At 62.0% G+C, this 25,786-nt stretch carries 29 protein-coding genes; 14 read left to right on the forward strand and 15 right to left on the reverse strand.

The annotated features are described in order from the left end of the window. Positions 1-27 precede the first annotated feature (27 nt). The 3 genes from B0G83_RS11885 to B0G83_RS11895 form a co-directional block, all read right to left on the reverse strand. Entirely contained in the window at positions 28-645 is a 618-nt protein-coding gene (locus B0G83_RS11885; RefSeq protein ID WP_258167867.1) for a hypothetical protein, read from the reverse strand. Then, on the reverse strand, positions 642-1,220 hold the full coding sequence (locus tag B0G83_RS11890) for a hypothetical protein (RefSeq protein WP_105507601.1): 579 nt from the start codon (positions 1,218-1,220) through the stop codon (positions 642-644). Before B0G83_RS11890 ends, B0G83_RS11885 begins: the two co-directional genes overlap by 4 nt. Before the next feature lie 276 nt (positions 1,221-1,496). Continuing rightward, positions 1,497-2,555 (reverse strand): sigma-54-dependent Fis family transcriptional regulator, encoded by a 1,059-nt coding sequence (locus B0G83_RS11895; RefSeq protein ID WP_105507602.1) that lies wholly within the window; start codon positions 2,553-2,555, stop codon positions 1,497-1,499. Positions 2,556-2,913: 358 nt separating this feature from the next. Here B0G83_RS11895 and B0G83_RS11900 point away from each other — a divergent pair, with 358 nt between their 5' ends. The 6 genes from B0G83_RS11900 to otsA all read left to right on the forward strand — a co-directional run bounded on the left by B0G83_RS11900 (position 2,914) and on the right by otsA (position 7,661). After that, positions 2,914-3,231, forward strand: a complete 318-nt coding sequence (locus B0G83_RS11900; protein ID WP_105507708.1) for a YqjD family protein — start codon at positions 2,914-2,916, stop codon at positions 3,229-3,231. Between the two features lie 46 nt (positions 3,232-3,277). Then, the gene (locus tag B0G83_RS11905; RefSeq protein ID WP_105507603.1) at positions 3,278-3,550 is read left to right on the forward strand and encodes a hypothetical protein; all 273 of its coding nucleotides are present in this window, start codon (positions 3,278-3,280) and stop codon (positions 3,548-3,550) included. A 294-nt stretch (positions 3,551-3,844) separates the two neighbouring features. Further along, positions 3,845-5,245 carry a sigma-54 dependent transcriptional regulator gene (locus B0G83_RS11910; protein ID WP_105507604.1) on the forward strand — a complete coding sequence of 467 codons (1,401 nt, stop codon included), beginning with the start codon at positions 3,845-3,847 and terminating at the stop codon, positions 5,243-5,245. A gap of 104 nt (positions 5,246-5,349) precedes the next feature. After that, a complete protein-coding gene (locus B0G83_RS11915) occupies positions 5,350-5,607 on the forward strand; it encodes a hypothetical protein (protein ID WP_105507605.1) in 258 nt (85 codons plus the stop codon). Between the two features lie 152 nt (positions 5,608-5,759). Beyond that, a complete protein-coding gene (locus B0G83_RS11920) occupies positions 5,760-6,002 on the forward strand; it encodes a hypothetical protein (protein ID WP_105507606.1) in 243 nt (80 codons plus the stop codon). A 225-nt stretch (positions 6,003-6,227) separates the two neighbouring features. After that, positions 6,228-7,661 carry an alpha,alpha-trehalose-phosphate synthase (UDP-forming) gene (gene otsA, locus B0G83_RS11925; protein WP_105507607.1) on the forward strand — a complete coding sequence of 478 codons (1,434 nt, stop codon included), beginning with the start codon at positions 6,228-6,230 and terminating at the stop codon, positions 7,659-7,661. Between the two features lie 160 nt (positions 7,662-7,821). Here the strand turns inward: otsA and B0G83_RS11930 are convergent, their stop codons facing one another. The 5 genes from B0G83_RS11930 to B0G83_RS11950 all read right to left on the reverse strand — a co-directional run bounded on the left by B0G83_RS11930 (position 7,822) and on the right by B0G83_RS11950 (position 11,394). Continuing rightward, positions 7,822-9,273, reverse strand: coding sequence for an MFS transporter (locus B0G83_RS11930; protein ID WP_105507608.1), 1,452 nt, complete (start codon positions 9,271-9,273; stop codon positions 7,822-7,824). A gap of 139 nt (positions 9,274-9,412) precedes the next feature. Further along, complete coding sequence (locus tag B0G83_RS11935) at positions 9,413-9,916, reverse strand: YbhB/YbcL family Raf kinase inhibitor-like protein (protein ID WP_105507609.1); 504 nt, start codon at positions 9,914-9,916, stop codon at positions 9,413-9,415. A gap of 172 nt (positions 9,917-10,088) precedes the next feature. Then, positions 10,089-10,535 (reverse strand): very short patch repair endonuclease, encoded by a 447-nt coding sequence (locus tag B0G83_RS11940; RefSeq protein ID WP_105507610.1) that lies wholly within the window; start codon positions 10,533-10,535, stop codon positions 10,089-10,091. 51 nt (positions 10,536-10,586) lie between these two features. Beyond that, on the reverse strand, positions 10,587-11,045 hold the full coding sequence (locus B0G83_RS39095; protein WP_258167868.1) for a DNA cytosine methyltransferase: 459 nt from the start codon (positions 11,043-11,045) through the stop codon (positions 10,587-10,589). After that, entirely contained in the window at positions 10,999-11,394 is a 396-nt protein-coding gene (locus B0G83_RS11950) for a type II restriction endonuclease (protein ID WP_105507611.1), read from the reverse strand. Before B0G83_RS11950 ends, B0G83_RS39095 begins: the two co-directional genes overlap by 47 nt. A gap of 575 nt (positions 11,395-11,969) precedes the next feature. Here B0G83_RS11950 and dcm point away from each other — a divergent pair. After that, positions 11,970-13,061: a DNA (cytosine-5-)-methyltransferase gene (gene dcm, locus B0G83_RS11955; RefSeq protein WP_105507612.1), complete on the forward strand. Its 1,092-nt coding sequence runs from the start codon at positions 11,970-11,972 to the stop codon at positions 13,059-13,061. 452 nt (positions 13,062-13,513) lie between these two features. Here the strand turns inward: dcm and B0G83_RS11960 are convergent, their stop codons facing one another. Further along, entirely contained in the window at positions 13,514-13,840 is a 327-nt protein-coding gene (locus B0G83_RS11960; RefSeq protein WP_105507613.1) for a hypothetical protein, read from the reverse strand. A gap of 175 nt (positions 13,841-14,015) precedes the next feature. On the opposite strand from B0G83_RS11960, the gene B0G83_RS11965 reads away from it, so the two are divergent. The 3 genes from B0G83_RS11965 to B0G83_RS11975 all read left to right on the forward strand — a co-directional run bounded on the left by B0G83_RS11965 (position 14,016) and on the right by B0G83_RS11975 (position 15,530). After that, complete coding sequence (locus B0G83_RS11965) at positions 14,016-14,207, forward strand: CsbD family protein (protein WP_035552219.1); 192 nt, start codon at positions 14,016-14,018, stop codon at positions 14,205-14,207. Positions 14,208-14,405: 198 nt separating this feature from the next. Further along, on the forward strand, positions 14,406-14,627 hold the full coding sequence (locus B0G83_RS11970; RefSeq protein WP_105507614.1) for a hypothetical protein: 222 nt from the start codon (positions 14,406-14,408) through the stop codon (positions 14,625-14,627). A gap of 195 nt (positions 14,628-14,822) precedes the next feature. After that, the gene (locus B0G83_RS11975) at positions 14,823-15,530 is read left to right on the forward strand and encodes a glutathione S-transferase family protein (protein ID WP_105507615.1); all 708 of its coding nucleotides are present in this window, start codon (positions 14,823-14,825) and stop codon (positions 15,528-15,530) included. Positions 15,531-15,584: 54 nt separating this feature from the next. Here the strand turns inward: B0G83_RS11975 and B0G83_RS11980 are convergent, their stop codons facing one another. Together B0G83_RS11980 and B0G83_RS11985 are read right to left on the reverse strand one after the other, a co-directional pair. Next, a complete protein-coding gene (locus tag B0G83_RS11980) occupies positions 15,585-16,475 on the reverse strand; it encodes a LysR family transcriptional regulator (RefSeq protein ID WP_105507616.1) in 891 nt (296 codons plus the stop codon). Positions 16,476-16,741: 266 nt separating this feature from the next. Continuing rightward, a complete protein-coding gene (locus tag B0G83_RS11985; protein WP_105507617.1) occupies positions 16,742-17,353 on the reverse strand; it encodes a cysteine hydrolase family protein in 612 nt (203 codons plus the stop codon). Between the two features lie 293 nt (positions 17,354-17,646). Between B0G83_RS11985 and B0G83_RS11990 the strand changes: the two genes are divergently transcribed. Next, a complete protein-coding gene (locus B0G83_RS11990; protein ID WP_105507710.1) occupies positions 17,647-19,191 on the forward strand; it encodes a GGDEF domain-containing protein in 1,545 nt (514 codons plus the stop codon). A gap of 12 nt (positions 19,192-19,203) precedes the next feature. On the opposite strand, the gene B0G83_RS11995 is transcribed toward B0G83_RS11990, so the two are convergent. Continuing rightward, positions 19,204-19,428, reverse strand: coding sequence for a hypothetical protein (locus B0G83_RS11995; RefSeq protein ID WP_105507711.1), 225 nt, complete (start codon positions 19,426-19,428; stop codon positions 19,204-19,206). A 207-nt stretch (positions 19,429-19,635) separates the two neighbouring features. Here B0G83_RS11995 and B0G83_RS12000 point away from each other — a divergent pair, with 207 nt between their 5' ends. Together B0G83_RS12000 and modA are read left to right on the forward strand one after the other, a co-directional pair. Continuing rightward, positions 19,636-21,735: a TonB-dependent siderophore receptor gene (locus tag B0G83_RS12000; protein ID WP_105507618.1), complete on the forward strand. Its 2,100-nt coding sequence runs from the start codon at positions 19,636-19,638 to the stop codon at positions 21,733-21,735. A gap of 2 nt (positions 21,736-21,737) precedes the next feature. After that, positions 21,738-22,580 carry a molybdate ABC transporter substrate-binding protein gene (gene modA, locus B0G83_RS12005; protein ID WP_105507619.1) on the forward strand — a complete coding sequence of 281 codons (843 nt, stop codon included), beginning with the start codon at positions 21,738-21,740 and terminating at the stop codon, positions 22,578-22,580. A 113-nt stretch (positions 22,581-22,693) separates the two neighbouring features. On the opposite strand, the gene B0G83_RS12010 is transcribed toward modA, so the two are convergent. The 3 genes from B0G83_RS12010 to B0G83_RS12020 form a co-directional block, all read right to left on the reverse strand. Continuing rightward, positions 22,694-23,950 carry an RNA polymerase sigma factor gene (locus tag B0G83_RS12010; RefSeq protein WP_105507620.1) on the reverse strand — a complete coding sequence of 419 codons (1,257 nt, stop codon included), beginning with the start codon at positions 23,948-23,950 and terminating at the stop codon, positions 22,694-22,696. Between the two features lie 39 nt (positions 23,951-23,989). Beyond that, positions 23,990-24,343 (reverse strand): YciI family protein, encoded by a 354-nt coding sequence (locus tag B0G83_RS12015; protein WP_105507621.1) that lies wholly within the window; start codon positions 24,341-24,343, stop codon positions 23,990-23,992. A gap of 428 nt (positions 24,344-24,771) precedes the next feature. Continuing rightward, positions 24,772-25,032, reverse strand: a complete 261-nt coding sequence (locus B0G83_RS12020; RefSeq protein ID WP_105507622.1) for a hypothetical protein — start codon at positions 25,030-25,032, stop codon at positions 24,772-24,774. A gap of 243 nt (positions 25,033-25,275) precedes the next feature. On the opposite strand from B0G83_RS12020, the gene B0G83_RS12025 reads away from it, so the two are divergent. Next, on the forward strand, positions 25,276-25,485 hold the full coding sequence (locus tag B0G83_RS12025; RefSeq protein WP_105507623.1) for a hypothetical protein: 210 nt from the start codon (positions 25,276-25,278) through the stop codon (positions 25,483-25,485). Positions 25,486-25,786 lie beyond the last annotated feature (301 nt).

The raw sequence follows: 25,786 nt of genomic DNA on the forward strand, positions 1-25,786 counted from the left end.
GTTTTTTTATTGCCGTGTGCTTGACGCTTATTGCAGATTTCCCCAGCGTTCGACCGCCGGTTCCGCCGACGCCCACTTCCAGCCCTTATCCTGCTGGCAAGCGCTGGCCGTGTACCAGTCTTCATGCGCTTTCGCACCTTCGCCGTCCTGCACCGAGAACACGAATTCCTTGCACAGCGCGAGCGCCGAACCGAACGCGCGCGTCACGCGCACCTGACCGTGGCCGTTCTCGATGGGCAGCGTGTGCTTGATCGCCCACGGCCGCGTTTCGCCGACCGGCATCGCGCCCGCGAGCGCGGCGATCAGGTTCTGCTGGTCTTCGTGCATGTTGCGCATATAGCGGCCGACGGCTTCGTCGGTGGCGGCTTGCACGGCGATGCCGACGCCGATGCCGATCGCCGGGTTCGACGTCACCAGACCCGACGCGACCCCGGCGGCCGCGCCGCTCGCCGCGCCGACCGACGAGCAGCCGCTCGTCAATAGCGCCGCGCCGACGCATACCGCGCCGGCCAGCACGAGCCGTAATTGATTGCCGAATTGGTTGCCCGAGTGGCCGCCTGATTGGTTGCCTGAGAGCGCGGCGCGCAGGGGCGTACATGCGCCCCCGGAGTCGGCCAGTTTAGCCGCGGACGAACCCGCCGTCATTGCAGCGCACCCCAGCGTTCGGTGGCCGGCTCGGCCGACGCCCATTTCCAGTTGTCGCCGTCGCGGCAGATCGACGCGACATAAAACGCGCTGCTGGCGGGCACATTCTTGGTGGCGGTGGTGTCGACCGAGAAGACGATTTCCTTGCAGTCGAGCGCGCCTGAGCTGATCGCGCGGCTGACGGTCACGCGCCCGTGTTCGTCGTCTTCGATCGGGAACGAGTGCGTCACGCTCCACGGCGCGACCGCGCCGACTTCGAGCGGTCCGGCGATCTTCGCGATGCCGTCCTGCGTATTCGTGTGGACCACACGCTCCGAGTACTGCACGCCGGCTTTGGCCGCGGCAACCGCGCCGAGACCGATGCCGGTGGCGACCGCCGCATTGCTGGTGACCTTGGCCGCGATTGCGGCGCCGCCAATACCGGCGCCCGCCACGGCGCCTTCCGAGTACAGCGAACTACAGCCGCTCAATGCCGACGAGATCGCCACGGCCAGCGCAACGACCACGGTTGGATTGGGACGTCCACGCCCGGCCGCCTGTTTTACCCATTCGGCCCACACCATACTTTTTTGCATTTCCCTGTCTCAGCTCCTGCAAGTGCCTTTCGTTTCACGCGCGAAGAGCGCCGGGTGAGCGAACGGCACGTCACCTCAATGCGACACTGCGCGGCACTACGTGCTGCCGCATTTTGCAGGATGCCATTTGTAATTGGCAGTGGAAAAGTGCAAGAAATTGCAAAAAGTGGTGCGATTCAAATGGGTTTCTGATTGACAGTCGCCCGTTTGATTGGCGGTGCGAAGGGATTCTCGACGCGCTTGTCAGCATGCCGTGAAGCCGCGTGGCGGAATTTTCTACTGGTCGGCTTCGTCGTCCGCACCGCCTTCGTCGCCATAGGCGCTCAAGCGGTTGTATAGCGTTTTGAGGCTCACGCCGAGCGCTTTCGCCGCGCGTCGTTTGTCGCCGCCGCAATATTTGAGCGTGCCGAGAATGATCTGCTTTTGCGCGTCCGCGAGCGGTGTGCCGATCCACACGCTCATCGCATCGCCCTGCGTTACCGGCTTTTTCACGCGCGACGCGAGATGCGGATGCGGCAATTCGACCGTCTTCTCCGCGAGAATGAACGCGCGATACACGGCGTTTTTCAGCTCGCGCACATTGCCCGGCCACGACCAGGTGCGCAGTGTTTCGAGCGACCGTTTGCTGAAGCTTTTGCTGGCGGATTCCTGCTGGTTCAGCAGGGCGAGAAAATGCTGGGCGAGCAGTTCGCGATCGCTCTCGCGCTCGCGCAACGGCGGCGCGCGCAGCGGGAAAACCGCGAGACGGTACATCAGATCTTCGCGCAGCCCGTTTTCTTTCACGGCCACGGCCGGATCGCGATTGGTCGCGGCGATCACGCGTACGTTGCCGCTGATCAGGTCGTTGCCGCCCACGCGGTAGAACGTGCCGGTTTCGAGCGCACGCAGCAGCTTGACCTGGCGCACCGGCGCCATTTCGGTGATTTCGTCGAGGAACAGCGTGCCGCCGTTCGCGTGTTCGAAATAGCCGACGCGGCCCTGCACCGCACCGGTGAAGCTGCCTTTTTCATGGCCGAACAGTTCGGCTTCGATGAGCTCGTCGGGAATCGCACCGCAATTCACGGCGACGAAGGGCATGTCCTTGCGGCTGCTTTGATCGTGGATCGTACGGGCGATCAGCTCCTTGCCGGTGCCGGATTCGCCGATGATGAGCGCGGTAGCGTCGGTGCCGGCCACGCGTTCGATCTGCTCGTACAGATCGAGCATGACCGGCGACGAGCCGTACAACAGTCCGTACGATTTGAGTCCCGCGATGCCGTCCGCGACGCGCTGCTTCGCCTGTGCCGAAGTATTGCCGCCGGCGGAGACGGGCGAGTCCAGATCGATTGACGCCATAAACGGGGAGTCCTGTGCTAAGGGGTTGCGTTGTTGCGGCGCGCAGGCCTGAAACGAGACGGGCCTTGGCGGCCACTATCTCACAAAGGTCGATTTAACCACTTCGACGCCGCTTCCGGCAAACGATGTGACGGTCGCCGAAAACACTTTTCGCACGCTCGGTCGAAAGTGCCTGGCGGGAGATCGCACGCGTCTTGCGAAGGCAAAGTTACCGGGCACGGCGTTTGCGCCTACTACCCGACACGCGTGTGTTTTTGCGCCATCCCTTCAAGCAAGGCGAGCGCGGCGCTGACGATTCGCCAGCCCGTCCAAGGCGGGAAACACCACGCGCACGCTGAACTCGAACCAGGAGTGAATGATGACTGACACCACGCAACAGCTTGCACTCGGCGGCCAGAAGATTGTCGACGATCTGCGGGTGCTGCTGAAGGACTCGGAAGAAATGCTGCGGCTGGCCGCCAATGTGCCGGGCGAGGGCGTCGACGCGCTGCGCGACAAACTCGGCACCCATGTCGAGACACTGCAGTCGGCGCTCGGCGATGCCCAGCAGAACGCCCAGCGGCGCTATCGTACGGCGACCGTCAATACCGAACGCTACGTGCGGCATAACCCGTGGCGCTCGCTCGGCATTGCCGCGGGCGTGGGCTTCGTGCTGGGTGTGCTGACGGCGCGCTAAGGCGCGGCTCGCTCTCTGTTCGCTTTACGACCATAAGGAGTTCACGATGGGACGACCCAGGATCGGTATCTTCGGCGCGCTGATGGCGCTCGGCGGTTTTCTCGCGGTTCGCTACGTGCAGCGGCGCAATCGCGGCGCGCAGGGGCCGGCGCCCCGTGAATTGAGTCGCTGGGAAGGCGAGGGCGGCGCGGTGGCGCCGCCGGTGGCGCCGGCTGCCACGGTAGCGGCGGCGAATCCGGACACGCCGGGCGCGCACGGCACGAACGGCGCGGCGCATCCGAATGGCCACGACGCCGCCTGGCCGTTTCCGCGCAGCTAGGAACGCACCGTTTTGCCTAGCGGTGCAACTGGGGGGGCAAAGTGTGCCTTGTTAAATTGTCTCGATAAAGCTTTATAATAGGTAAATCAACAACAATGACGGTGGGTTGTCCGTGATTTCGCTGTCAATTGTTGCAATATTGAACCAAGTTGCGGGTTCGGCAGCGTGTGCGAAGTTAGCGTGTGCTTACGTCGCAGCCCCCTGTGCCGCTGCCGGGCGCAGCGCCGCCGAGCCGCTTCTGGACATGCGTCCCAGCATGTTTCTCCATTCACGCTTGCAGGCTTTCGAGACGCGATGCCACATGTACTGATTGTCGATGACGACGCGAGTACCCGCGAGGCGCTTTCCGCCATCATCGGGGAAGACGGCCTGACCACCGCCACGGCGGGCGATTTGCGCGAAGCGCGGATTCAACTGGTCCGGCAGATGCCGGACGTCGTCTTTACGGATTTGAAGCTGCCCGACGGCCTCGGGGTCGATCTGTTCGAAGATCTGGACCCGCGCTCCGGCGTGGAAGTGATCGTGATTACCGGTCACGCGACGGTCGAGTCGGCGGTGAACGCACTGAAAATGGGCGCCACCGACTATCTGGTGAAGCCGATCAACATGCAGCGCGTGAAGGCGATCCTCTCGCGTCTGCCGCGTGCCGGCGACCTGAAAGCGGAAATCGGCACCTTGCGCGGCGAGCTTCGCCGCATGGGCCGGTTCGGTTTGATGCTCGGCAATTCGCCGGCCATGCAGGAGGTCTACGACCAGATCGGCCGGGTTGCGCCGACGGCGGCGTCGGTCATGCTGGTGGGCGAATCGGGCACCGGCAAGGAAGTCGCCGCGCAGACGCTGCACGAACTGAGCTTGCGTCGCAAGCACGCGTTCCTCGCGGTGAATTGCGGCGCGATCTCGCCGAATCTGATCGAGTCGGAAATGTTCGGCCACGAACGCGGCTCGTTTACCGGCGCGGACCGTCAGCACAAGGGCTATTTCGAACGCGCGAACGGCGGCACGCTGTTCCTCGACGAAATCACCGAAATGCCGATCGAGTTGCAGGTGAAGCTGCTGCGCGTGCTGGAAACCGGCATGTTCATGCGGGTCGGCACCACCAAGGAAATCGAAACCGACGTGAGGTTGATCGCGGCCACCAACCGCGATCCGGAGCAGGCGGTGCTGGAAGGCAAGCTGCGGCTCGACCTGTATCACCGGCTGAACGTGTTCCCGATCAGCCTGCCGCCGTTGCGCGATCGCGGCAAAGACGTCGAACTGCTGGCGCAGGCGTTTCTCGACGAGCTCAACGAGCGTCACGCGACGAAGAAGCATTTTCCCGCCGCCGTGAAGGAAATGCTGATGTCGTATCCGTGGCCGGGCAATGTGCGTGAGTTGAAGAACTATGTGCAGCGCGCGCACATCATGTCGGGCACGGACTCGGACAGCACCGCGACGGTGCCGTTGCAGATCACGCTGTCGAAGCCCGCGGCCGGCACGGCGATCACGATTCCGTTCGGCACGTCGCTCGCCGAAGCGGATCGTCAACTGATTCTGGCGACGCTTGAGCAATGCGGCGGAGTGAAGACGCGCGCGGCCGAGATTCTCGGTATCAGTTTGAAGACGCTCTACAACCGTCTGGTGGAGTACGGCAACGATGCGCGTGAAGACGGTGATTCCGCCGATGAATCGCGCGCGCTGGGCGGCGCGGACGCATAAGCCGACGCCGCTCGCCTCACCCGGGAGCGTACGTCCGGCGGCACGACAACGGCACACGCCTTGCTGCGATCCATGGGAACGGATCGCAAACAAGGATAACCCCTATGCCGGACTACACCGCCGCTCCCGCGCTTCCCCTACCGAAGGTCGCGCATCGTCCCGAGCCGATCGAACCGCCGTCGGCACCCCCGGTTCCTCCGCCCACGCCTGGCGAGCCCGACACCGTTCCAAGTCCGACGCCGCCTGCCATCGAACCCATCGAACCGGTCGGTCCGCCGATCGGCGATCCGCCGCCTCAGCCCACGCAAACGCCACAAGCCAGCATGCGGCCGCCGTCCGATTCGCCGCGCATGCAACTCTGACACGCTCTGTGCGCTGCGCCACCATTCGGCGCAGCGATTTTATGTACTTGTTACAAAGCCGGCGAATCTTTTACCGGCAAATTGCCGTTGTGCCCCCTAGACTGTATTGATGCCGCGTATCCGGCGGCGGGCTTCCCCTGGAGGCATCTAATATGAGACATCCAGCATTGCGACGCTCAGCGCGCCATTCGAAGCGCGACGCCCGGCCGGGCGGCAGCAAGAGCGGTCCGCCCGATAATCCGGGCGCTGCGCCGGTTTCGCCCGATCTGCACGATCCTGCCGGGCAGAACCGCGTCGCGCCCGACGCCCCGCCGGACGGCGAGCACAACCAGGGCGGCGTGCGCCAGGAAGGGCTGGACTACCAGCGCGATCTCGGCTCGGAGCAAGACGCGTAGAGCCGGTTCGGGCTACCTCGGCGGCCGGCGGCGCTTCTCGTTTCGTCATACAAAGCAGAAAAAAATTCCTTCGCGACGCGCTGGCGTTGCGCGTTTCTGCTCGCCCGTCACATTTGCATACATTTTTATTTCTAGCATCTCGTAAAAAGGCACGCGACTTGCATGCACCTTTCTGGCACATATCCGACTACAACGAAGCAACTGAACCAGGTGGAGCATTAACCAATGAGCAGACTGATCGTGGTATCGAATCGTGTCGCACCGACCCAGGAAGGCCGGCCCGCAGCGGGTGGCCTGGCGATCGGCGTGCTGGACGCGTTGAAGGAAACCGGCGGAGTCTGGTTCGGCTGGAGCGGCGAGACGGTGGCAGAGCCGTCCGCTCCGGTGATCGAGAAGCAAGGCAATGTGACCTACGCGACCGTGGGTTTGACCAAGCGCGACTATGACCAGTACTACCGCGGCTTTTCCAACGCGACGCTGTGGCCGACGTTCCACTATCGCAATGATCTGTCGCGCTACGACCGGCAGGAATACGCGGGCTATCAGCGTGTGAACGCGACGCTCGCGAAGCAACTCAAGGAGTTGCTCAAGCCCGACGACATCATCTGGGTGCATGACTATCACTTGCTGCCGTTCGCGCGCTGCCTGCGCGAGCTGGGCGTGAAGAATCCGATTGGTTTCTTCCTGCATATCCCGTTTCCGGTGCCCGAGGTGCTGCGCACGATTCCGCCGCATGACGAGCTGGTTAAAGCCATGTGCAGCTACGACGTGGTCGGCTTCCAGACGGAAGCGGATCGTCAGTCGTTCGTCGATTTCATCGAGCGCGGTCAGCATGGCACGTCGAGCGAAGACGGCATGGTGCACGCGTACAACCGTTTCCTGAAAGTGGGCGCCTATCCGATCGGTATCTATCCGGATGCGATCGCCAAGGCCGCCGAACAGTTCACCGACCGCAAGCCGGTCCGCAGCCTGCGCGACGGCATGCGTGGTCGCAAGCTGATCATGAGCGTCGACCGGCTCGATTATTCGAAGGGCCTGGTGGAACGCTTCCAGGCATTCGAACGGCTGCTGCTGAATGCACCGGGCTGGCACGGCCGGGTGTCGCTGGTGCAGATCGCGCCGCCGACCCGCGCGGACGTGGCGACCTATCAGCGGATTCGTCAAACGCTGGAAGGCGAGGCCGGCCGCATCAACGGTCGCTTCGCGCAGCTCGACTGGACGCCGATCCAGTATCTGAACCGCAAGTACGAACGCAATCTGCTGATGGCGCTGTTCCGGCAATCGCAGGTGGGCTATGTGACGCCGTTGCGCGACGGCATGAACCTCGTCGCCAAGGAATATGTGGCGTCGCAGGATCCCGCCGATCCGGGTGTGCTGGTGCTGTCGCAATTCGCCGGGGCGGCGGAACAGTTGCCGGGCGCGCTGGTGGTCAATCCGTTCGATCTGTCGCAAATGGCCGAGGCGCTGGAGCGCGCATTGTCGATGCCGCTCGCCGAACGTCAGGCGCGTCACGCCGACATGATGGCGCCGATGCGCGAGAACAACCTCTCCGTGTGGCGCGATACGTTCCTCGGCGATCTGCGCAATGTCGCGACGGCGTCTTCGGTGACCGCCAAAGCGGTAAAGCTCGCTGACGTGACGGCATCGTCGTCGTCGTGACCGGTGGCTGACGGCACGCAGGCTGATCACGTCTGATCGAGATTGAAGGACGAAAACAGGAAGGGCGCGGATCGCATCATGCGATTCGCGCCCTTCCTGCATGGGTATCGGGTTTGGCTAATTGACGGCACGCGGATTTCAACCCGTCGATGAAAACCTCTCACGCCGGTTGCGCGCTCATTCGCTGTCTGACGCGCAACGTACTGACGACCGCGGCGACCGCGGAAAAACCCGCGGCCACATATAGCGCGACAGTCGGCCCATTCTGCGGCGCAATGCCGAAGATCAACGCGACCAGCGCCGCGCCGAGCGTCTGCCCGGTCAGGCGCGCGGTGCCCAGCATGCCGCTCGCGCCGCCGCTGCGTTCGCGCGGCGCGGCCGACAGCATGGTGCGATTGTTCGGCGACTGAAAAATGCCGAAGCCCGCGCCGCACAAGGCCATGCGCCACGCGATCTGCATGGCGTCCGGATGCGGGCCGAGCGTGGCGAGCAACAGCAGGCCGACTGTCATCGCCGCGAGGCCCACGCCGCCCAGCCAGCCCGACGACACCTTGTCCGACAGCACGCCGGCAATCGGCGCGGCGATGATGATGACAGCGGGCCACGGCGTCATTAGCAGGCCGGTTTCCACCTGCGACAAACCCAAGGTTTCCTGCAACAGAAACGGCAGCGATACGAAAGCCAGCATCTGCGCGCAGAACGAACAGACCGACGTGCCGATCGACAGTGCGAACACGGGGATTTTCAGCAGATCGATCGGCAGCAACGGCGCCGACTGCGTCAACTGACGGCGCACGAAGAAATAACCGATCACCACCGCGGCGACCGCTTCGAGCAGCACGTAGCCGGGTTGTTCGCCGTGGCCGAGTCCATCGACGGCGAAGATCAGCAGGCCGAACACGAACGCGTTCATTACCGCGCTCAGGTAGTCGTAGGGCGATTCGTGGCCGGGGTTCATGGGCAACGCCTTGAAGCCGCCGATGATCGCCGCGATGCCGATCGGCACGTTGATCGCGAACAGCCACGGCCACGACGCGATGGCGAGCACGCCGGATGCGATGGTCGGCCCGACGGCGGACGACACCGCGACCACCATCGCGTTGATAGCGACGCCGCGGCCGAGTTGCGCGGGCGGATAGATCATGCGCACCAGTGCGGTATTCACGCTCATCACGCCGGCCGCGCCGAAACCCTGCACCACGCGCGCGAGTGCGAGGGTATTCAGCGAGGTCGACAACGCGCAACCGAACGATGCCACCGTGAACAGGATCAGCCCGCCCAGATAGATGCGCCGGTAGCCGATGCGATCGCCGAGCGACGCGAGCGGCAACAGCGAAATGGTGATCGCCAACTGATACGCGTTGACGACCCAGATCGAGCTGGCCGCGCTGGCGTGCAACGTGCGCGCGATGGTCGGCAGCGCGACGTTGGCGATCGCGCTGTCGAGCACCGCCAGCGTCAGGGCGAGCGCGATGACCAGCATCGCCCAGTAGCGCTGCGGAATCGGCAGGCCTTGTTCGGTGCCGTCCGATAACGGTGGGGAAGGGGTCGGCGCGGTGTCTGTTGCCTTGTCCGGCGGAGCGCCGTCTTTGCGCGATGGTTGTGCGTGCATCGATAGTTCAAATGGGTGTGAGACGGATCGCCGACCCCGCGATTGACCGCGCGCGTTGCCCGCCTGTGCCGGACACGCCGGTGTCGATCCACGACGCGGCCGGTGCTGGAAAGGGCACGCCGGCCGCGCGTTCGCCGCGTTACTTCAGTTCGTACAGACCCGTGTGCGTGGTCGAGTCGAGTTCGTTCAGATGCGTCATGAAGCGTGCGACGGCATTCGTGGTTTCCGCGTTGATCGGCAGATGCGGCACCTTCAGCGCGTGCAGACGGAAGATGTAGCGATGCGTCCTGTCGCCCCGTGGCGGCGCGGCGCCGCCGAAGCCCACCGTGCCGTAGTCGTTGCGTAGTTGCAGCGCGCCTTGCGGCAGCAGCGAGCCGTCGGCTTTGCCGGCGTCGCGCGGTAGTGTGCAGGTGTCGGCCGGAATGTTGACCACGACCCAATGCCAGAAACCGCTGCCGGTCGGCGCGTCGGGATCGTGAACGGTGAGCGCGAAGCTTTGGGTGTCTGCCGGCGGTGCGTCCCAGTGCAAGACCGGCGAGATGTTTTCGCCGTCCACGCCGAACGCCTTGTCGTGATACTCGTGGGCTTTCGGCATGAAGCCGTTAGTGGGGAAGTCGTCGGACCAGAGACGGAAATCAGCCATGATGTGTCTCCCTAGTAAGTGGTTCTGCGCTGCTCGGGGCGGGCGGTTTGGCTGCCGTGTGGAGCGTGCGGCGAGCGCTAGGACAACGCGCGACGAAGCCCCGGGTTAGCCAATCGAGTGTATCACCAGCGGCTTCGGGATTCGCCCGAAGCAGGCAGGCTACAAGCGGCTTTCAGCCGCGTTCCTCGAAGCTCGGCGCGTCGCTTTGCAACCACGTCGCCAGCCGCTCCAGCACGCCCGCGATATCGCGATTGGCACCACGCAATGCGCATTCCCACACCACCGCGACGCGCCAGCCGTCGGCGAGCAGCGCCGCACGGACCTTGTCGTCGTTGCCGCGATTGCGGCCGATCTTGTCGCGCCAGAACTCGGGCCGGGTTTGCGGCCATTTGAAGAGATGACAGTCGTGGCCGTGCCAGAAGCAGCCATGCACCAGCACCACGGCGCGGTAGCGCGGCAGCACGATATCCGGCCGCCCCGGCAGATCGCGCGCGTCCAGACGGAAACGGAAACCTTGTCGATGCAGCAGGCTGCGGATCAGGATTTCCGGCTTGGTGTTGCGGCCGCGAATACCGGACATCATCCGGCTGCGGGTCGCGCTATCGACGATATCGACCATGGTCAGACGCAGGCGCGCCGGTCGTCACCGCGCGGCGCGCCGATGTCGCGGTCAGGCATACAGGAGGGCTTGCTTCGAACCAAGGGGCGTCTCCTCGGCGAGCAGGATTTGCACATGCGGCAGCATGATGCGCGCCACCTCGCGCATGACGACGCTGTTGCCGAACTGCCGGTAAGCCTGAGTGTCGCTGACGGGGATTCTGAAGGTGTCGGGAAAGCCCATCAGCCGTGCGCATTCGCGTGGCGTCAGGCGGCGTGGACGCAGCGACTCGCCCTGATAGGGTAAGACATCGGAGTTGCAAGTAGACGATATTGTGGCTTGGAACGTATGAAAAAAGTGCGGATTGCGGCTGCCCGGCCGTCGGGAAATACCTTTGTTATAGGTAGAGACGATTTGCGGATTTGTGGGGGTAAAAAATCCTTCATGAAATTGGAGGCCAGAATGGCCTCCCTCCGGCGCTAACTTAGGCAGGTTCCCACGATCCGTTATTGGCGGCGTGGTCCGGGGCACTCTTTGGAATCAGGACGCAGTGCAGTTGACGTTGGCCGTCGAAGCCAATCAAAAGATTGTCTCCAGCTTGAGCGCGTGACATCACAGGGTTCGTTTCAAAATACAAGCGGTGTTCTGTTCGCGTCGGGTGTTCAAGGCGAGCGTCGTACCAAGTCAGATCAACGGTCGCGGTCGTTGGCTCTCCCCGGATAGAAAAAATTCCTCGGTGGTGGGCTTCGTTCATGCCAAGGATCGCTTTCAGCTCTCTGATGCCATGTAGTTCGTGTTGATTGGACTTGTTCGGATTCGCTTCCACCTTCGCCAAAGTCTTCAGACACGCCGGCGACAGGCCCATAGCTTTATTTGTCATGTTTTTCTCCTGGTCTGTGGAGTTAACTATTAGGTCAACCGTTGTCCGCGTTAACCCGCACGGTCAGCCGCTCCCTAAATGGTGAGCCGATTACCGCGCAAACTATATAGGGGTGGCAAAAACGACTTCAAGGTTTATTAGTGTTTATTTGTTATATATCTATGTGGCATAAAGTGTCACGAGTACTCCGGAAGAATGAGCTGGGCGATTTAGCGTCTGAATATCTCGCGGAATGTGGCAGTTGGAGCGGTCCTGTTACTTCGAGGTGCGCCATCGCACGCTATTTTCTAAGTAGAGCCGGATTAAGTTGTTGATCCCCTCAATGACTTAATCCCGTGGGGTAATTTCCATTCAATAGCCCACCGGCCTGACGCGTCGATGTCAGTCGAAGCGTTCGGAGTGGTTGTTGGGGCTCAAAAGTCACAAGTGTACGGAGCGGGTGAAATCCTGTGCGGGATCCCTGGCGAATGACTCAAGGACCTGGTAAAGTTACATCGTTGTCTAGTGCCCGCCACCAATCTTAGGGAGCAATTTCGTTTCCTGTGCCAGTGACTAATAACCTGTGAAAGAGACCCATGGCAGCACCAAAATTCACCTTCGTTGACCTCTTTGCAGGAATTGGGGGTATTCGAAAAGGTTTTGAGCACATCGGCGGGCGGTGCGTCTTCACTAGCGAGTGGGATAAGTACGCACGCGTTACCTACGCCGCGAACCACCGTGAAAACGAAGAAGACCTCGCCGGAGATATTTGGTCTGTTCCCTTGGATGCGATTCCGGATCATGACGTTCTGGTGGGAGGTTTCCCCTGTCAGCCGTTCTCGTTAGCGGGCGTCTCGAAGAAGAACGCAATGGGACGGACTCACGGATTTGCCTGCGACGCTCAAGGTACTTTATTTTTTCGTATTGCTGAGATTCTTAAGGAAAGGCGTCCTACAGCCTTCATGCTGGAAAACGTGAAAAACCTTGTTTCCCATAACAAAGGGCATACATTTCGAGTTATTCGGCATGTCCTCGAGGAAGAGCTTGGTTATCACATCAGTTGGAAGGTCATTGATGGAAAGCGCTGGACCCCGCAGCATCGCGAAAGGATCTACATCGTTGGCTTCCGGTCGGATGTGGGCTTCGAGTGGCCTGATGAATCTTTGTGGCCCGAACCAGGTTCCTTTAAGCTAGGTTCGATCCTCGAGCCAGAAGAAGCTGTCGATCCGAAATACATACTTACTGACGGGCTCTGGAGCTATCTGCAGGCCTACCGGGTCAAACATACCAAGGCAGGTAACGGATTTGGTTGCTCAGTCGTGACTCGCGATGAAACGACTCGGACTTTATCTGCCCGCTACCACAAGGATGGTTCGGAGATCCTCGTGCATCGCGGTAATGGGCTTAATCCTCGTCGCCTCACGCCTCGTGAGTGCGCGCGACTTATGGGTTTCGAAGAGGGTTTCATATTGCCCGTCTCGGATACGCAACTGTATCGCCAGTTTGGCAATTCGGTGGTCGTGCCGGCCGTCAAGGCTGTTGCTGAGGCAATGGAGCCGTATCTAAAGAAAGTCCTCAAAAATGGGAAGGCCTCGGGCGCTGCAAAGTCCGGGGAGAAGCCTAGGGTAATCCTGAAGGGCACCCCGAACTTGCCACCGCGGTTCGTTAGAATTCCAGTAGTCGCATAGGTATTTGGTTGGCGAGCGTCAGCGAAGACACCGTTTGTGGCTGACAACCGATTGCGACGGCAAGCCTTGCACTGGGGAATCGCCAAGCAAGGTCTGGTGCGTTGCGCTAAGGAGACTTGCCGGCGCATCGGTTGGATTTCGCTACGTTTCCACGCGCGACTAAGCCGATTAGCTCTTAAGGTCGTTGCGGTGCCCTATTTTCGGCGCAGAGCGGTGGAAATTTTCGATTGACGACGATGCGTATCGGCTAAACGCGGCTGTCACAGTTGGACATGTACGCTACGGAAGCGACGCGAATTCCCTGCGTGGCGACGTGTTGAGGCCGCGGCACGGTTCGCGGCCATTTTTTTGTCGAGGCACACGACGACGCGGCCGGTGCGCCAAGCGCGGCCAGGCTGAAATTCAGCGGGGCTCGGATTGAGACTCAGCGGCGCTCGGCGTCGAACTCAAACTCAGACGAGGCGGCCGGTATCGACAGGATAGGGAGGCGGGAACAAAGCGGCGACGGCAGGCGTGAGGGTGTCCCAAGCCTGTTGCGGTTCGGCCGCGAACTGATCGAGCTGGAGCAGCAGGCTATCCACCGAGCATAGTTGCGCGTGAGAGAGATAGCCGGTGTCGAGCAGCGCGTATAAACGCTGGCGCCAATAGGCCGGAGGCAGGATCGGACCGCCGAGATCGCCGTGTAAAGAAAGTCGCATTGCGCGCGAAATATGCGCGATATCCCGGTCGACCAGCGCGGCCTGGGATGAACCCGTTAGCGTGATGAATGTGCGGTCCATGGCACCTCCTTCGCGGCTTTACGGCAGGTCCGGCCAAATCTTTAGACCTTTTGCGATTATTTTTTAAGCCACCCGCCGCGGACGAAAAAGCACAGTCGCGGCGGCGGGCACACCCGTTGCTCGATGGGGATACTGGCGTAATCTCGCGCCGGCATTCGAGATAAAGGAGCCGATCATGAACAAGGATCAGGTGAAGGGTGTGGGCGAGCAGATCAAGGGGAAGGTCAACGAAGCCGTCGGCAAGGCCACGAACAACCCCGGCAAGGAACTGAAGGGCGACCTGCAACAAGGCGCGGGCAAGGTGCAGAAGGCCTATGGCGATGCCAAGGAAGACGCCAAGGACAATGCCAAGCGCAACGCACCGTAATCCGGTTTGCTGTGCTGATTGTCGATGGATCGGAAAGGCGCTTCGGCGCCTTTCCCGTTTTTCGGGTTGCGCGCGCAATGTGGCTGAGCGGGCGCCTGGCGGATTCCGCCTGGGAGTAACCCGCAGTGAGCTTTGGGAGCGTGTCGTGCGTGGTGTGTCGCTATTAGACTTGGAGGATCCAACCCGGAGAGCGCACACATGACACCCGAAAAATTGCTTTCGATGTTCGAACGGCAGTACCTGGAAGGCAAAGCGCCGGTCGATCTGGAGCAGACCTGCGCGCGCTATGCCTCGTGGCTGGCGGCGGCATGGGAGCTACTTGACGGTGAGCAGAAGACGTTGTTGCTGACCGTCGGCGCGGCATTGTGGCGCGAAGGTTATAACTTGCGCGCGGGCACGGCGACCAAGGACTTGTGGTGAGCTTTCCGACGCGGTCGGGTGAGGGTTGAGCGCTTCCGCACGCGTTGCGCCGAGTCGGTTTATATTTGGCGGTCGCGCCATTTCGCGGTCCCGCGTTTTGAAATTTCGATGCCGTTCGTCAAGGCTCGGACTGACTCGCTCCTGCGATTTGCTCTCCCGTGTTGCTCAACTTTCGTACAAGGCTTACATCGTCCCATGACCGATCTTTCCGATTTTCCGATCACGAAGAAATGGCCTGCCGAGCATCCGGACCGGATTCAGCTCTATTCGCTGCCGACGCCCAACGGCGTCAAAGTGTCGATCATGCTCGAGGAGATCGGCCTGCCGTACGAACCGCATCTGGTGCGCTTCGATACGAACGATCAGATGACGCCCGAGTTTCTCTCGCTCAATCCGAACAACAAGATTCCGGCCATCATCGATCCGAACGGTCCTGGCGGTCGGCCGCTGGCGTTGTTCGAATCCGGCGCGATTCTGATCTATCTGGCGGACAAGACCGGCAAGTTGATTCCGGAAGACATTGGCGGTCGCTACGAGGCGATTCAGTGGGTGATGTTCCAGATGGGCGGCATCGGGCCGATGTTCGGGCAGCTTGGTTTCTTCCATAAGTTCGCCGGCAAGGAGTATGAGGACAAGCGTCCGCGCGACCGCTATGTCGCTGAATCGAAACGGCTGCTCGGCGTGTTGAATCAGCAACTCGAAGGACGCGACTGGATTCTCGGCGACGCATATTCGATCGCCGATATCGTGACCTTCCCGTGGGTGCGCAATCTGATCGGTTTCTACGAAGCGGGCGATCTCGTCGGCATCGACGACTTTGCGAATGTGAAGCGCGTGCTGGCGGCGTTTGTCGCGCGTCCGGCGGTGGTGCGCGGCCTGGATATTCCGAAGCGGCCGTCGTAACGGAGTGGGGCGGCCTGCGCCTCTGCCGTTGCGCGGGAAAGCCGGTTTGCCCCACTACCCGCGATAGTGGGCGGCCATGTGGTCGACGAAAGCTCGTACCTTCGGCGCCACGTAACGCGTTTGCGGATACAGCGCGTAGTAATGCCGGCTGCCGAGCGTGCAGCCGGGCAGGATCTGAATTAGACGGCCGCTCTTCAGGTCTGTCTGAACCGTCTGCCGTGTGAAAGCGGCAATGCCCGCGCCGGCCAGTGCCGCCGAATAGAGCGCGGTGATGGCGTCCGTCTTCAGACGGCTACGCGACGCGACGCGCGTCGCTGCGCCTTGCGCGGATATCAGTAGCCATTCGTTGGCTTCGAGCGCGCCGGTGAAGCTCAGCAGTTCGTGTTCGGCGAGTTGCTCAGCGGACTGCGGCAGTCCGTGTTGCGCCAGATAAGCGGGCGACGCGACGAGCACCACGTCAGACACCGTCAAGGTTTTCGCCACCAGCGTCGTGTCGGCCAAGGGGCCGCTGATGCGAAGCGCGACGTCAAAGCCCTCCGCAATCAGATCGACGAACTGATCGCTGCACGACAGCTCAAGCTGGATGTCGGGGTAACGTTTCTGGAACGCGGGAAGCCAGTCGGCCAGTTCGAGTGTGCCGATCGCCAGCGGCGCACTGACACGCAGCAAGCCTGCCGCGTTGTCCTGTTCGTTGGCCATGGCCTGCGCCGCCGCTTCCACGCGCTCAAGAATGTCGACGCTCGCATTGTAGTAGCGCTCGCCGGCGGCGGTTAACGTGAAGCGTCGCGTGTTGCGGTTGAGAAGCTGAACGCCTAGCGCAACTTCAAGCTGCTTCAGTTGACGCGATATACGCGAATGGGTGGTGTCGAGCCGCTCGGCGGCGGCTGAGAAACCCTGCGCTTCGACGATGCAGCGGAACGCGCGCATTGCAAGCAACTGATCCATGGGCGATGAGGTTGGCGATGTCGGGATTGACCGCGAAGGGCGTATTGGGAACGTTGTCCGCCGCAATGGTCGGCGAGCGATCGATGCGGCGCTCTTGGGCTCGCTATCCGTGGCATTGGCCGTCTCTTTGCGCCTGAGCCGTACTGTGCGTTCCGCTCGATCTCTACCTCGGCGGCACACGGCCGCCACGCATGATGCCGCGGCGGTCGATCCTATCATGAGCTTAACTCCCGCCTGGTGCGAGAGTCGTCTCCGTAACGTTGTGATTATTGGACAGCTAGCGCCAGTACGTCACCCGTGCTCATCACCGAACCGAAGGTATCCGCGATTTCGGCCAGAGCGGATCGATGCAATGCGTCGTGCCCGACGTGCAGGTCGCGGTCGACGGTGATGTCGCGAGTCGCACAGGCGTCGGCGGCCACGATCACTTCGAAGCCGGCCGGCACGGCGTCTCTCGCGGCGCCGGCGATACAGGCGTGCGTCATGAGTCCGCAAATCACAATATGGGTGATGCCTTCGGTCGTCAGCGTTTGCGCGAGATCCGTACTCGCAAATACGCTGACGGTGCTTTTGCCGATCGTGTGGTGATGGGGCTTCGGTTGCATGTCGGCGTGGATCTTGACGTTGCGGCTGCCGACGGCGAACAGCGGGGAATCAGCGGGCGCGATGTGCTGCACGTGAACCACGCGCCAGCCGTGACGGTCGGCATGATCGACGAGCGCGCGTGCGTGCCGCAAAGCTGCCGCGCCGTTTGGGATAGGCAGTGTGCCGGTGAAGTATTCGTTCTGGAAGTCGATCGCCAGTAATGCGGTGGCGCGAGCGGGCAGCGAAGCTGGCGCGGTGGCGCCGAGGAGATGACGAAGCGTGGGCGTGGACATGACGATTCCTTTCGAGGACGTGCTTGGAGAGGAATTCAGTCTAGGGTTGGCCACGCCGGGCAACAACGCTGCGTGCGCGACATAACCTGTGCGGGATGTGCACAGGTCGTTATGGGTTTCGGCAGCTCGGTGCGTGCTCGGAGAATCTCAGTTACTGATACAGCAGACCCCGACCGGCAAGTTATGCACAGGGTTCTCGATATACTCTGCATACATTAGCGGCGTGCGTGACTTTTGCTGCTTGACCTGCGGCGTCGCCAATTGTTGACAAGCTGTCTACGGAGACTAGTTTGATTCTGAATCGACCGTCCATTATCTGGCGGGCGATCGCTTTCGTGGCGGTTGTCTGTTTGTCCCTTGTCGCGCTCGATGGTTGGCGGAGCTGGAATGCGCGGTCAGTCCAATTGGGCGAAATGGACGTCGCGACCTCGAATCTCTCGCGGGGCATGGCTCAGCAGGCCGACGACACCTTCAAGGAAGCAGACACGGCGTTGTTGGGCATCGTCGAGCGCGTGGAGCACGACGGTACCGGCCCGGCCGCTCTTCAACGACTGCACGACATTCTGGTAATGCGCCGGCAGGAGCTTCCTCAACTCGCCGGTCTGTTCGTCTACGACGAAAACGGCGTCTGGATCGTCAATTCGACGTCGACGCCACTCGATCGATTCAATAACGCCGACCGCGAATATTTTATCTTTCATCAACATTCCACTGATATGGGTCCGCACATCGGCGTCCCGGTCGTCAGTCGATCGAGTGGCAAGTGGGTCATTCCCGTTTCAAGAAGAATCAATAAGCCGGACGGCCGTTTCGGCGGCGTCGTGTTGGCCACCGTCGATATTGATTTCTTCAAGACGTTCTACGACAGTCTTCAGATCGGCAACGCCGGGGCCGTTGCCCTCGTATTGAATAGCGGCGAAATGCTCATTCGCCGCCCGTTCGATGTAAAACTGATTGGCAAGAGCATGCGTGGAACCGCGCTATACAGTTCCTACGCGACGCAGGGCCCGGTCGGGACGGCTTTCATCAAGTCGGCGCAGGACGGCATCACGCGGCTCAACAGTTTTCGTGGTCTTCAGCACTATCCGGTCTTTGTGGCCGCGGCCTTATCCAAGGACGAGATTTTGCATGAATGGTGGCGTGACACGCTTTGGCATTCCGCGGGCGTGTTGTGTCTTGTCTTCGTGGTGGGACTGTTCGGTTGGCACCTGATTCGGCAGATCGAACTGCGAACCCAGGCCGAAGCGGAGCTGACCAGGACACACGCTTCCCTCGAAAAGCTGAATCAGACGCTTGAGCGACTCGCGATGCAGGACGGCCTGACGGGGCTGGCGAACCGCCGCCAGTTCGATGTCTCGTTACACAACGAATTCAGCCGCGCCACACGTCATGCGAGCGCGTTGGCGCTGATCATGATGGATGTCGATTGCTTCAAGCAATACAACGACATCTACGGACATGCAGCCGGCGACGAATGTCTGCGAACCATCAGTCGCGTCATCCGGGATCTGACGGCCCGACGTCCTGGCGATCTTGCCGCCCGCTATGGCGGAGAAGAGATCGCGGTGCTTCTGCCTAACACGGACGTGGCGCATGCCGTCGCGATCGCGGACAAAATCCGCGGCGCTATTCGTGATCTGGAAATCGAACATGCGGGCGGCCCCGCTGGTTTTGTCACGATCAGCGCAGGAGTCGCCGCCCGAGTCCCGACTCGGGGCGCGAGTGAGCCTACCGAGCTGATCCTCGTCGCGGACAAGGCGTTGTATGAAGCAAAGACGAGCGGGCGCAATCGGGTACTCGCCGCCAAGGGGATGCCAAGCCCAGCCGCGAGCGATTAGCTAGCGCCGGACTCAATGCTGCCCCGCGTTCATTAACGTCCAAAGCTGCCGCGCCGGCTTGCCCATCAGCACGCGGCCCATCACGCCACTGCATCGTGCGCATGTGTATTTCTCCGCCGCGCGCTGACCTTCCTGCCAGTCGACCCCGTCGAGCAGCAACTCGTCGTGCGGATCGGCGAGCGACGGCTGGCCGTGCAGGTTGGCGCATGCGGCGCAGGGTTGAATCCAAAGTTCCATCTGGTTCGTCTCGATCGAGGTATTGCGGATCGTAGCGCGGCTGACGGCGCCTTCGCTCGACCCGCTCAATTTTTATGCTATTTCAACTATTTGCACCAGAGCTCTTACGAGAACTCGCGCACCCCGCTATATTTCGCCGAATATTGCGAACCGCAATATTTCGTAACGGCAATTTTAATGACATCACCTTCCCGCTGTACCCTAAGCATGCTTGCCGTCTTGTCCGCAGGCGGCGTGGCGACCGTCCCGGCCTACGCGCAGGATTCCGACGCTCAACTGACCCCGATCGTCGTCACCGGCATCAAGCCCACCCTTTACCCTTCGTATCAGGTCGATCAGGCGGTAGTCGGGCCGCTGGGCAAGAAAAACCTGCTCGACACGCCGTATTCGATCAACGTCATCCCCAGGTCGCTGGCTGAGAATCAGCAACTGCGCAGCGTGCAGGAGGCGTTCGGCTTCATCGCCTCGGTGCAGGGGCTGAATATCCGCCCGCAAACACGGGGCATGCAGGCCGGCGTGGTGCAGAACACGCGCATCGACGGCATGAACATCGCCGCGACGACCGATTACCCGATCGAGCAGTTCGAGAGCATCCAGGTGCTGAACGGTCTCGCCGGGGCGCTCTACGGACCGGCCAGCCCGGCCGGCACGTTCAACTACGTGCTCAAGCGGCCGACCGACCAACCGCTGCGCGAATTCACGTTCGGCTACGAGTCGAACGCGTTGTTCACCGAGCGCGCGGATCTCAGCGGGCACTTCGGCAACGACGATCGTTTCGGCTACCGGCTCAACCTGCTCAACCAGAATGGCGAGGGTTATGTCTCAGGCAGCCGCCTGCGCCGTGACCTGGCAAGCCTCGCTTTCGATATCCGGTTCACGCCGGATACCCGGCTCGAAACCAACTTCAGCACGTACCACTACCTGGACACCGGCTTCCCCGGGACGTTCGCGTTGGCGAAGAACGTGTTGTTGCCCGCCGCGCCGAACCCGTCGACGCTCGGCTATGGCCAGTCATGGGCCGGTGACGACAACGTCACGAATATGATGAGCGCCACGCTGAAGCACGACTTCAATGCGGACTGGCACTTGAGCGCCGGCGTGCAGCGCGAGACGAGCGACCGCGCTTCGACGGTGCCGACGCTCACGCTCACCAACAACAAGGGCGCTTATACCGAAACGACGGCGACGACCACGTACAGCCTCGACCAGGTGATCAGCAATACGATCGCGTTGAACGGGCACGTCGTGCTCGCCGGGTTGACCCACGACGTGTTCGTCTCCACCACGGGCTTTTACTGGAATCGGTATACGCCTTATCAAACCGGTGCCATCACGCTCGGCACCGGCAACCTCGGCAATCCGGCGAGTTTCGCCCAGCCGGCGTTGCCTGACTTCTCGCATCGCTACCGTTCCGTCAGCACGTTCCAGCAAGCGATCAACGTCGGCGACACGATCGGTTTCAACCGACACTGGTCGATGCTGCTGGCGGCCAGTCAAAGCTGGATCCACGCCGAGAACTACAACGCCAAAGGGGCGATCACGAGCAAATACACCGCCGACGGCGTCAGTCCGACCGTTAGCCTGATGTACAAGCCACAGGACAACATGACCGCGTACCTCACGTATGCGGACAGCCTGCAGCAAGGCGATATCGCGCCGTCGGGCACGCTGAACGCGGGCAATTCCCTCGCGCCGTACCGAAGCAAGGAATGGGAGCTCGGCTACAAGGTCGACGTTGCGGGCGCGACGCTCGGCGCCGCGCTGTATCGTATCGAACGGCCCTACGCGCTGGTGGAATCGAACAATGTTTTCGCCGAAGGAGGCCAGCAGGTCAACCGTGGGATCGAACTGACCGCAACGGGCGCCGTGACCCGCGATCTCAACATCTATACCGGACTTTCGCTGCTGGATCCGCGTCTGCACAACACCGGAGTCGCCGCTACCAACGGCACGCAGATTCTCGGCCTGTCGCGCGTGGTGTTCGACGCGCTGGTGGATTACTCGGTGCCCACGGTGGCCGGCCTCGGCTTTAACGTCGACATGAACTATGCGAGCCGCCGCGCGGCCAACTATTCGAACAGTGACTACGTCGACGGTTACACGATCTTCAATCTCGGCGCGCGGTACCGCACGAAAATCGCCGCCAAAGCCGTGACGCTGCGGATCGGTGTCGACAACGTCGCCAACCGGCACTACTGGGCCAACATCACGCCGGCCGGCCAGAGCGGTTACACCGGCAGCGACAGCGGCACCGCCACACTCGGCGCCCCGCGCACCGTTCGCGCATCCATCCAGTTCGACCTTTAAACATGAAAAAAACGCAATCCCTTCTGCTCAGCACGCTGCTGCCATCCGTTCTGACCATGCACGCGTGCCTTGCCTCGGCGCAGCAGGCATCCGCGGCGCAGGCTATCACGATCTATACGGCCGGCAGCATGAGCGGCGCGCTCGGCGCCATCACGCGTCAATACACGAGCGAGACGGGGCAGGCGATCGAACTCGTCAGCGGGCCGGCCGGCATGCTCCTCGACAAGATAGAGCACTTGGCCAAGGCGGACATTTTCGTTTCCGCGAACATGGCGCATCCGCAACGACTGACGGCGGAAGGCAACGCGGCGCCCACCGTGGTCTTCGCGAGAAACCGGCTGTGCGTGGAGGCGCGTCCGGACGTCGGACTGACGACCGGCAACCTGCTCGACAAGTTGCTCGATCCGAACGTCAAGATCGGCACGTCGACGCCGAAGTCGGATCCGGGCGGCGACTACGCGTGGGCGCTGTTTGCCAAAGCCGGCACCGTGCGCCCGGGCGCGACCCAAACGCTCGAAGCGAAGGCGCAGCAGTTGGTGGGCGGCGCCGTCGCCCCGCAAGTGCCGGCCGGTCAGAATCCGGTCAAATACTTCATGACGACGCGACGTATCGACGTGTTCATCGGCTATTGCAGCTCGCATGAGCCGACGCCCGATACGACGCTGACGCAGGTCGAACTGCCGACGGAGCTAGCCATTGCCGCCGACTATGGCATGACCGTTATCGAGTCGCGGCAGAACGCCGCCACGCGCGATGCTGCCTATCGGCTTGCGCTGTATCTGATGAGTCCCGCCGCGCAGGACGTGTTGACGCGCTATGGCTTCACGCCCGTCGCGCGCGAGTAAGGAGGAGGGGCGCGGCGCCTGGCGCGGATAGGTTCGATGAGTGTGGTGAGAGCGCGATTGTCCGAATGTCCTCGAGCAACGGGGACGTAAGCGCGGTATCGGCCGATAGCAGATCAATTCGCCAATCCAGCCTGACGCCGCTGCAGGAAGCGGCGGACCGCCGGGTCGCGTTCGAGGCCGATCGCCATGTCGTAGGCATCGCGCGCTTCGCGATGCGCGCCGGTTCGCGCCAGCAGTTCCGCGCGCGCCGCCCAGTACGGTTGATATTGCGCGAGCCGTGCGTCGGCGGCCACCTGCTGCATCGTGATCAGGCCGGCGTGCGCGCCTTGCAGTTCCGCGACGGCGAGCGCCCGGTTGATCGCGACCACCGGTGAGCCGGTGAGCCGCGCGAGCGCCTCGTAAAGCTGCACCATTGCGGCCCAGTCGGCCTGTCCGGTACGGCGCCGATGAACATGCGCCGACTGCAGCGCCCCTTCGAGCTGGTATCGCCCGATCGAACCCAGCGCGCTTGCATGCTGTAGGAGCGCTTCGGCCTCGTCGATCATTGGCCCGTCCCAGAGCGCCGGATCCTGCTCGGCCAGTGGTACGTATTCCCCGTCTTCGCTGCGCCGCGCGCGACGTCTTGCCTGCGCATGCAGCATGAAGGCAAGCAGTCCCAGCGCTTCCGCTTCCCGCGGCAGCAGTCCGGCCACGAGCCGCGCCAGAAATAGGGCTTCGTGAGTGAGGTCGCGGCGGGCGACGTCGGTGCCGCCCGGATCTGTCCAGCCCTCCGTGAAGGCCGCATAGATGGCGTCCAGCACGCTGTCGAGCCGGCCGGCAAGTTCCTCGCGCTCGGGGACGCTGAACGGAATGCCCGCCTCGCGAATCTTGTTTTTGGCTCGCACGAGACGCTTGCCCATGGCGGCCGGCGACATGAGAAACGCCGATGCGATCATCTTCGCATCGAGCCCGAGGACTACTTGCAGCATCAGCGGTGCGCGGATGGCCGCCTCGATTGCCGGATGCGTGCAGGCGAACATCAGCGGGAGACGATCGTCGGGGATGCCGACTTCCGCCGCGCCGTCGTCGAACTCCGGGCCGAGGAGCAGCAATTGCACGGCAGCCGCCTCGCCGGTGCGGCGGCGCCTGGCGAGATCGATCATCTTGCGGTGCGCGACGGTGAGAAGCCACGCTTCCGGATTCGACGGACAACCGTTGTGCGGCCAGGTGGCCAGCGCCGACGCAAATGCTTCCGATAGCGCGTCTTCGGCCGTTGCCACGTCCCGCGTACGCGCTGCGAGAAAGGCGACGAGTTTGCCGAAGCTGCGGCGCGCGACAGCGTCGGCGGTGTCGCGCGCGTTCATGTTGTCGTCTTTGTCAGGCAAGTTCATGCGTTTAGACCTCGCCTGAGACGCGTTTCATTGCTCAGCTCAGCCTGCCGCGTGCCAAAGCGGCCGCACCTCGACCACGCCGTGACTCGCGGTCGGGCAGCGCGACGCCCACGAGAGGGCGGCGTCGAGATTGGGCACGTCGATGAGGTAGTAGCCGCCCAGTTGCTCTTTCGACTCCACGTAGGGGCCGTCGAGCACCTGCGACTTGCCGTCCGCGATACGGACGGTCGTTGCCGTCGCTGTGGGCTGCAGACGGCCACCGGCCACAAGCGCGCCTGCTTTCTTCAATGCCTCTGTGTATGCGGCATAAGCCGCCACGCCCTGTTCCTGTTCGGTCTTCGTCAGGCTGTTCCAGCCGCCTTCATTCGCATAGAGCATCAGCATGTATTGCATCGTGAATCTCCGTCATGGGTTGGGTTGTCGGCGGGCAATTTGCTCCACCTGACCAATGACGCTCGAACCTTTGCGATTTGGACATTTTTATTTGGTGATGTCTCTGGCGGTACCCCCAGGAGCGTCTTGGCTGGGGTGGGTAGTGTGAACAATAGTGGCAATAAAAAGCCCCGCAGCGCAAGGCGTACGGGGCTTTCCTAGGTGGAACTTGGGTGAGGCTGGGACGTTGATGAGAGGGCGGATCGGTTCGAAACGCGGCACTGTAACCACTCTGTCGGCTGCGACAGCGATTGATGGTGTACCGCTTGGAGCCGTTGGCTCTCCGTTGCCCGGCACGGACCATCAGCCGCGCAGTAGGTGCTTCGTGCATACGCCGTGCCCGATCGGCGACCCTTAGTCCGGCTGCTGATCGCAAATACAGCAAATCCCTACCCGTCATCAAGCGGGTCCCGGTCTCCCAGCGCGTCGTCAATCGCATGCTTCGCGCGCTCGATTGCCTCTCCCATCGCAGCCGGCCCAGTAAGCAATGACCGATAGTGCTCGGGTTCAGGCATCGTGGCCGTACCTCGAACATGCTCGCCGCTGATAGGCACCCGCTCGATGAGTAGCGTGACGTTGGATCCGCCCGTCGGGTCGTCGTGAGTTGTAACGACGATTGAGAAACCGCGGTGCACCTGGCGTTCTTCCATGCATCCTCCCGTTGCGGCAAGGCTGTGAGCGCGAACGTACGGACGTCGCGTGCCAATTGTCCGACATTCTTTGTGTCGACGCTGTGAGCAAGTGGCGTGTGTCTCGAACGGGCGGCAACAATCATCGCCGCAACCCGTTTTTTATCGATTAGCGGGACGCCGCAAGTGATGCGAACGAACTACAAAAAACCACAATACGGGACCTGCCTCGGCGATACGATTGCCATATCGAGGTAATGCAAAATGACCATCATTAACGACTTCCAGTCTCAGGCCCGTCTCTTCGGCATGCTCCCGGTTCTGCTCGCACTAGGCGCCTGGTATTTTGCGCGCGGTGACCGTCTCAAGCGCGCGGTAAGCGTCAGGCTAGTGACGACCCGCCGCTCGCATGTTGAGGCCAGAGCCGAAGTCATCTATCTGGATGAGGAGCGCGCACGTCGCCAGCGATTCTGAAGCGTCCTGGAAACATTCGCGACGCCTAGTTGCCGCGCAACTCGGTCCTGCAGGCCGGGCGATCGGTAGTCCAGGCGGCAGCCGTCAGTGAACAGTCTGGTAAGTGCGTCGGCATCGAAGCCGTGGCGGCGTGGAGAGCCTTGTACGGCCTTCGCGATCCACGTGCGGGATACAGGCTTTCGGCCACCGACTTCGTTGTCCACGCGGGCGTCAACACCGCTCGCATCGAGGATAGCCTTTAGCGGCGAATCGTATCAACGGACATGCCTACCGTTCGAGCCACGCTGTCGACCCTGCGGCT

The organism is Paraburkholderia sp. BL21I4N1 (assembly GCF_002973525.1).
Classification (GTDB): Bacteria; Pseudomonadota; Gammaproteobacteria; order Burkholderiales; family Burkholderiaceae; genus Paraburkholderia.

Excerpts from the sequence above, each read along its gene's own strand:
- B0G83_RS11885 (WP_258167867.1), bottom strand. The coding sequence starts at position 645 with ATGACGGCGGGTTCGTCCGCGGCTAAACTGGCCGACTCCGGGGGCGCA.
- B0G83_RS11890 (WP_105507601.1), bottom strand. The coding sequence starts at position 1,220 with ATGCAAAAAAGTATGGTGTGGGCCGAATGGGTAAAACAGGCGGCCGGG.
- B0G83_RS11895 (WP_105507602.1), bottom strand. The coding sequence starts at position 2,555 with ATGGCGTCAATCGATCTGGACTCGCCCGTCTCCGCCGGCGGCAATACT.
- B0G83_RS11900 (WP_105507708.1), top strand. The coding sequence starts at position 2,914 with ATGACTGACACCACGCAACAGCTTGCACTCGGCGGCCAGAAGATTGTC.
- B0G83_RS11905 (WP_105507603.1), top strand. The coding sequence starts at position 3,278 with ATGGGACGACCCAGGATCGGTATCTTCGGCGCGCTGATGGCGCTCGGC.
- B0G83_RS11910 (WP_105507604.1), top strand. The coding sequence starts at position 3,845 with ATGCCACATGTACTGATTGTCGATGACGACGCGAGTACCCGCGAGGCG.
- B0G83_RS11915 (WP_105507605.1), top strand. The coding sequence starts at position 5,350 with ATGCCGGACTACACCGCCGCTCCCGCGCTTCCCCTACCGAAGGTCGCG.
- B0G83_RS11920 (WP_105507606.1), top strand. The coding sequence starts at position 5,760 with ATGAGACATCCAGCATTGCGACGCTCAGCGCGCCATTCGAAGCGCGAC.
- otsA (WP_105507607.1), top strand. The coding sequence starts at position 6,228 with ATGAGCAGACTGATCGTGGTATCGAATCGTGTCGCACCGACCCAGGAA.
- B0G83_RS11930 (WP_105507608.1), bottom strand. The coding sequence starts at position 9,273 with ATGCACGCACAACCATCGCGCAAAGACGGCGCTCCGCCGGACAAGGCA.
- B0G83_RS11935 (WP_105507609.1), bottom strand. The coding sequence starts at position 9,916 with ATGGCTGATTTCCGTCTCTGGTCCGACGACTTCCCCACTAACGGCTTC.
- B0G83_RS11940 (WP_105507610.1), bottom strand. The coding sequence starts at position 10,535 with ATGGTCGATATCGTCGATAGCGCGACCCGCAGCCGGATGATGTCCGGT.
- B0G83_RS11950 (WP_105507611.1), bottom strand. The coding sequence starts at position 11,394 with ATGACAAATAAAGCTATGGGCCTGTCGCCGGCGTGTCTGAAGACTTTG.
- dcm (WP_105507612.1), top strand. The coding sequence starts at position 11,970 with ATGGCAGCACCAAAATTCACCTTCGTTGACCTCTTTGCAGGAATTGGG.
- B0G83_RS11960 (WP_105507613.1), bottom strand. The coding sequence starts at position 13,840 with ATGGACCGCACATTCATCACGCTAACGGGTTCATCCCAGGCCGCGCTG.
- B0G83_RS11965 (WP_035552219.1), top strand. The coding sequence starts at position 14,016 with ATGAACAAGGATCAGGTGAAGGGTGTGGGCGAGCAGATCAAGGGGAAG.
- B0G83_RS11970 (WP_105507614.1), top strand. The coding sequence starts at position 14,406 with ATGACACCCGAAAAATTGCTTTCGATGTTCGAACGGCAGTACCTGGAA.
- B0G83_RS11975 (WP_105507615.1), top strand. The coding sequence starts at position 14,823 with ATGACCGATCTTTCCGATTTTCCGATCACGAAGAAATGGCCTGCCGAG.
- B0G83_RS11980 (WP_105507616.1), bottom strand. The coding sequence starts at position 16,475 with ATGGATCAGTTGCTTGCAATGCGCGCGTTCCGCTGCATCGTCGAAGCG.
- B0G83_RS11985 (WP_105507617.1), bottom strand. The coding sequence starts at position 17,353 with ATGTCCACGCCCACGCTTCGTCATCTCCTCGGCGCCACCGCGCCAGCT.
- B0G83_RS11995 (WP_105507711.1), bottom strand. The coding sequence starts at position 19,428 with ATGGAACTTTGGATTCAACCCTGCGCCGCATGCGCCAACCTGCACGGC.
- B0G83_RS12000 (WP_105507618.1), top strand. The coding sequence starts at position 19,636 with ATGCTTGCCGTCTTGTCCGCAGGCGGCGTGGCGACCGTCCCGGCCTAC.
- modA (WP_105507619.1), top strand. The coding sequence starts at position 21,738 with ATGAAAAAAACGCAATCCCTTCTGCTCAGCACGCTGCTGCCATCCGTT.
- B0G83_RS12010 (WP_105507620.1), bottom strand. The coding sequence starts at position 23,950 with ATGAACTTGCCTGACAAAGACGACAACATGAACGCGCGCGACACCGCC.
- B0G83_RS12015 (WP_105507621.1), bottom strand. The coding sequence starts at position 24,343 with ATGCAATACATGCTGATGCTCTATGCGAATGAAGGCGGCTGGAACAGC.
- B0G83_RS12020 (WP_105507622.1), bottom strand. The coding sequence starts at position 25,032 with ATGGAAGAACGCCAGGTGCACCGCGGTTTCTCAATCGTCGTTACAACT.
- B0G83_RS12025 (WP_105507623.1), top strand. The coding sequence starts at position 25,276 with ATGACCATCATTAACGACTTCCAGTCTCAGGCCCGTCTCTTCGGCATG.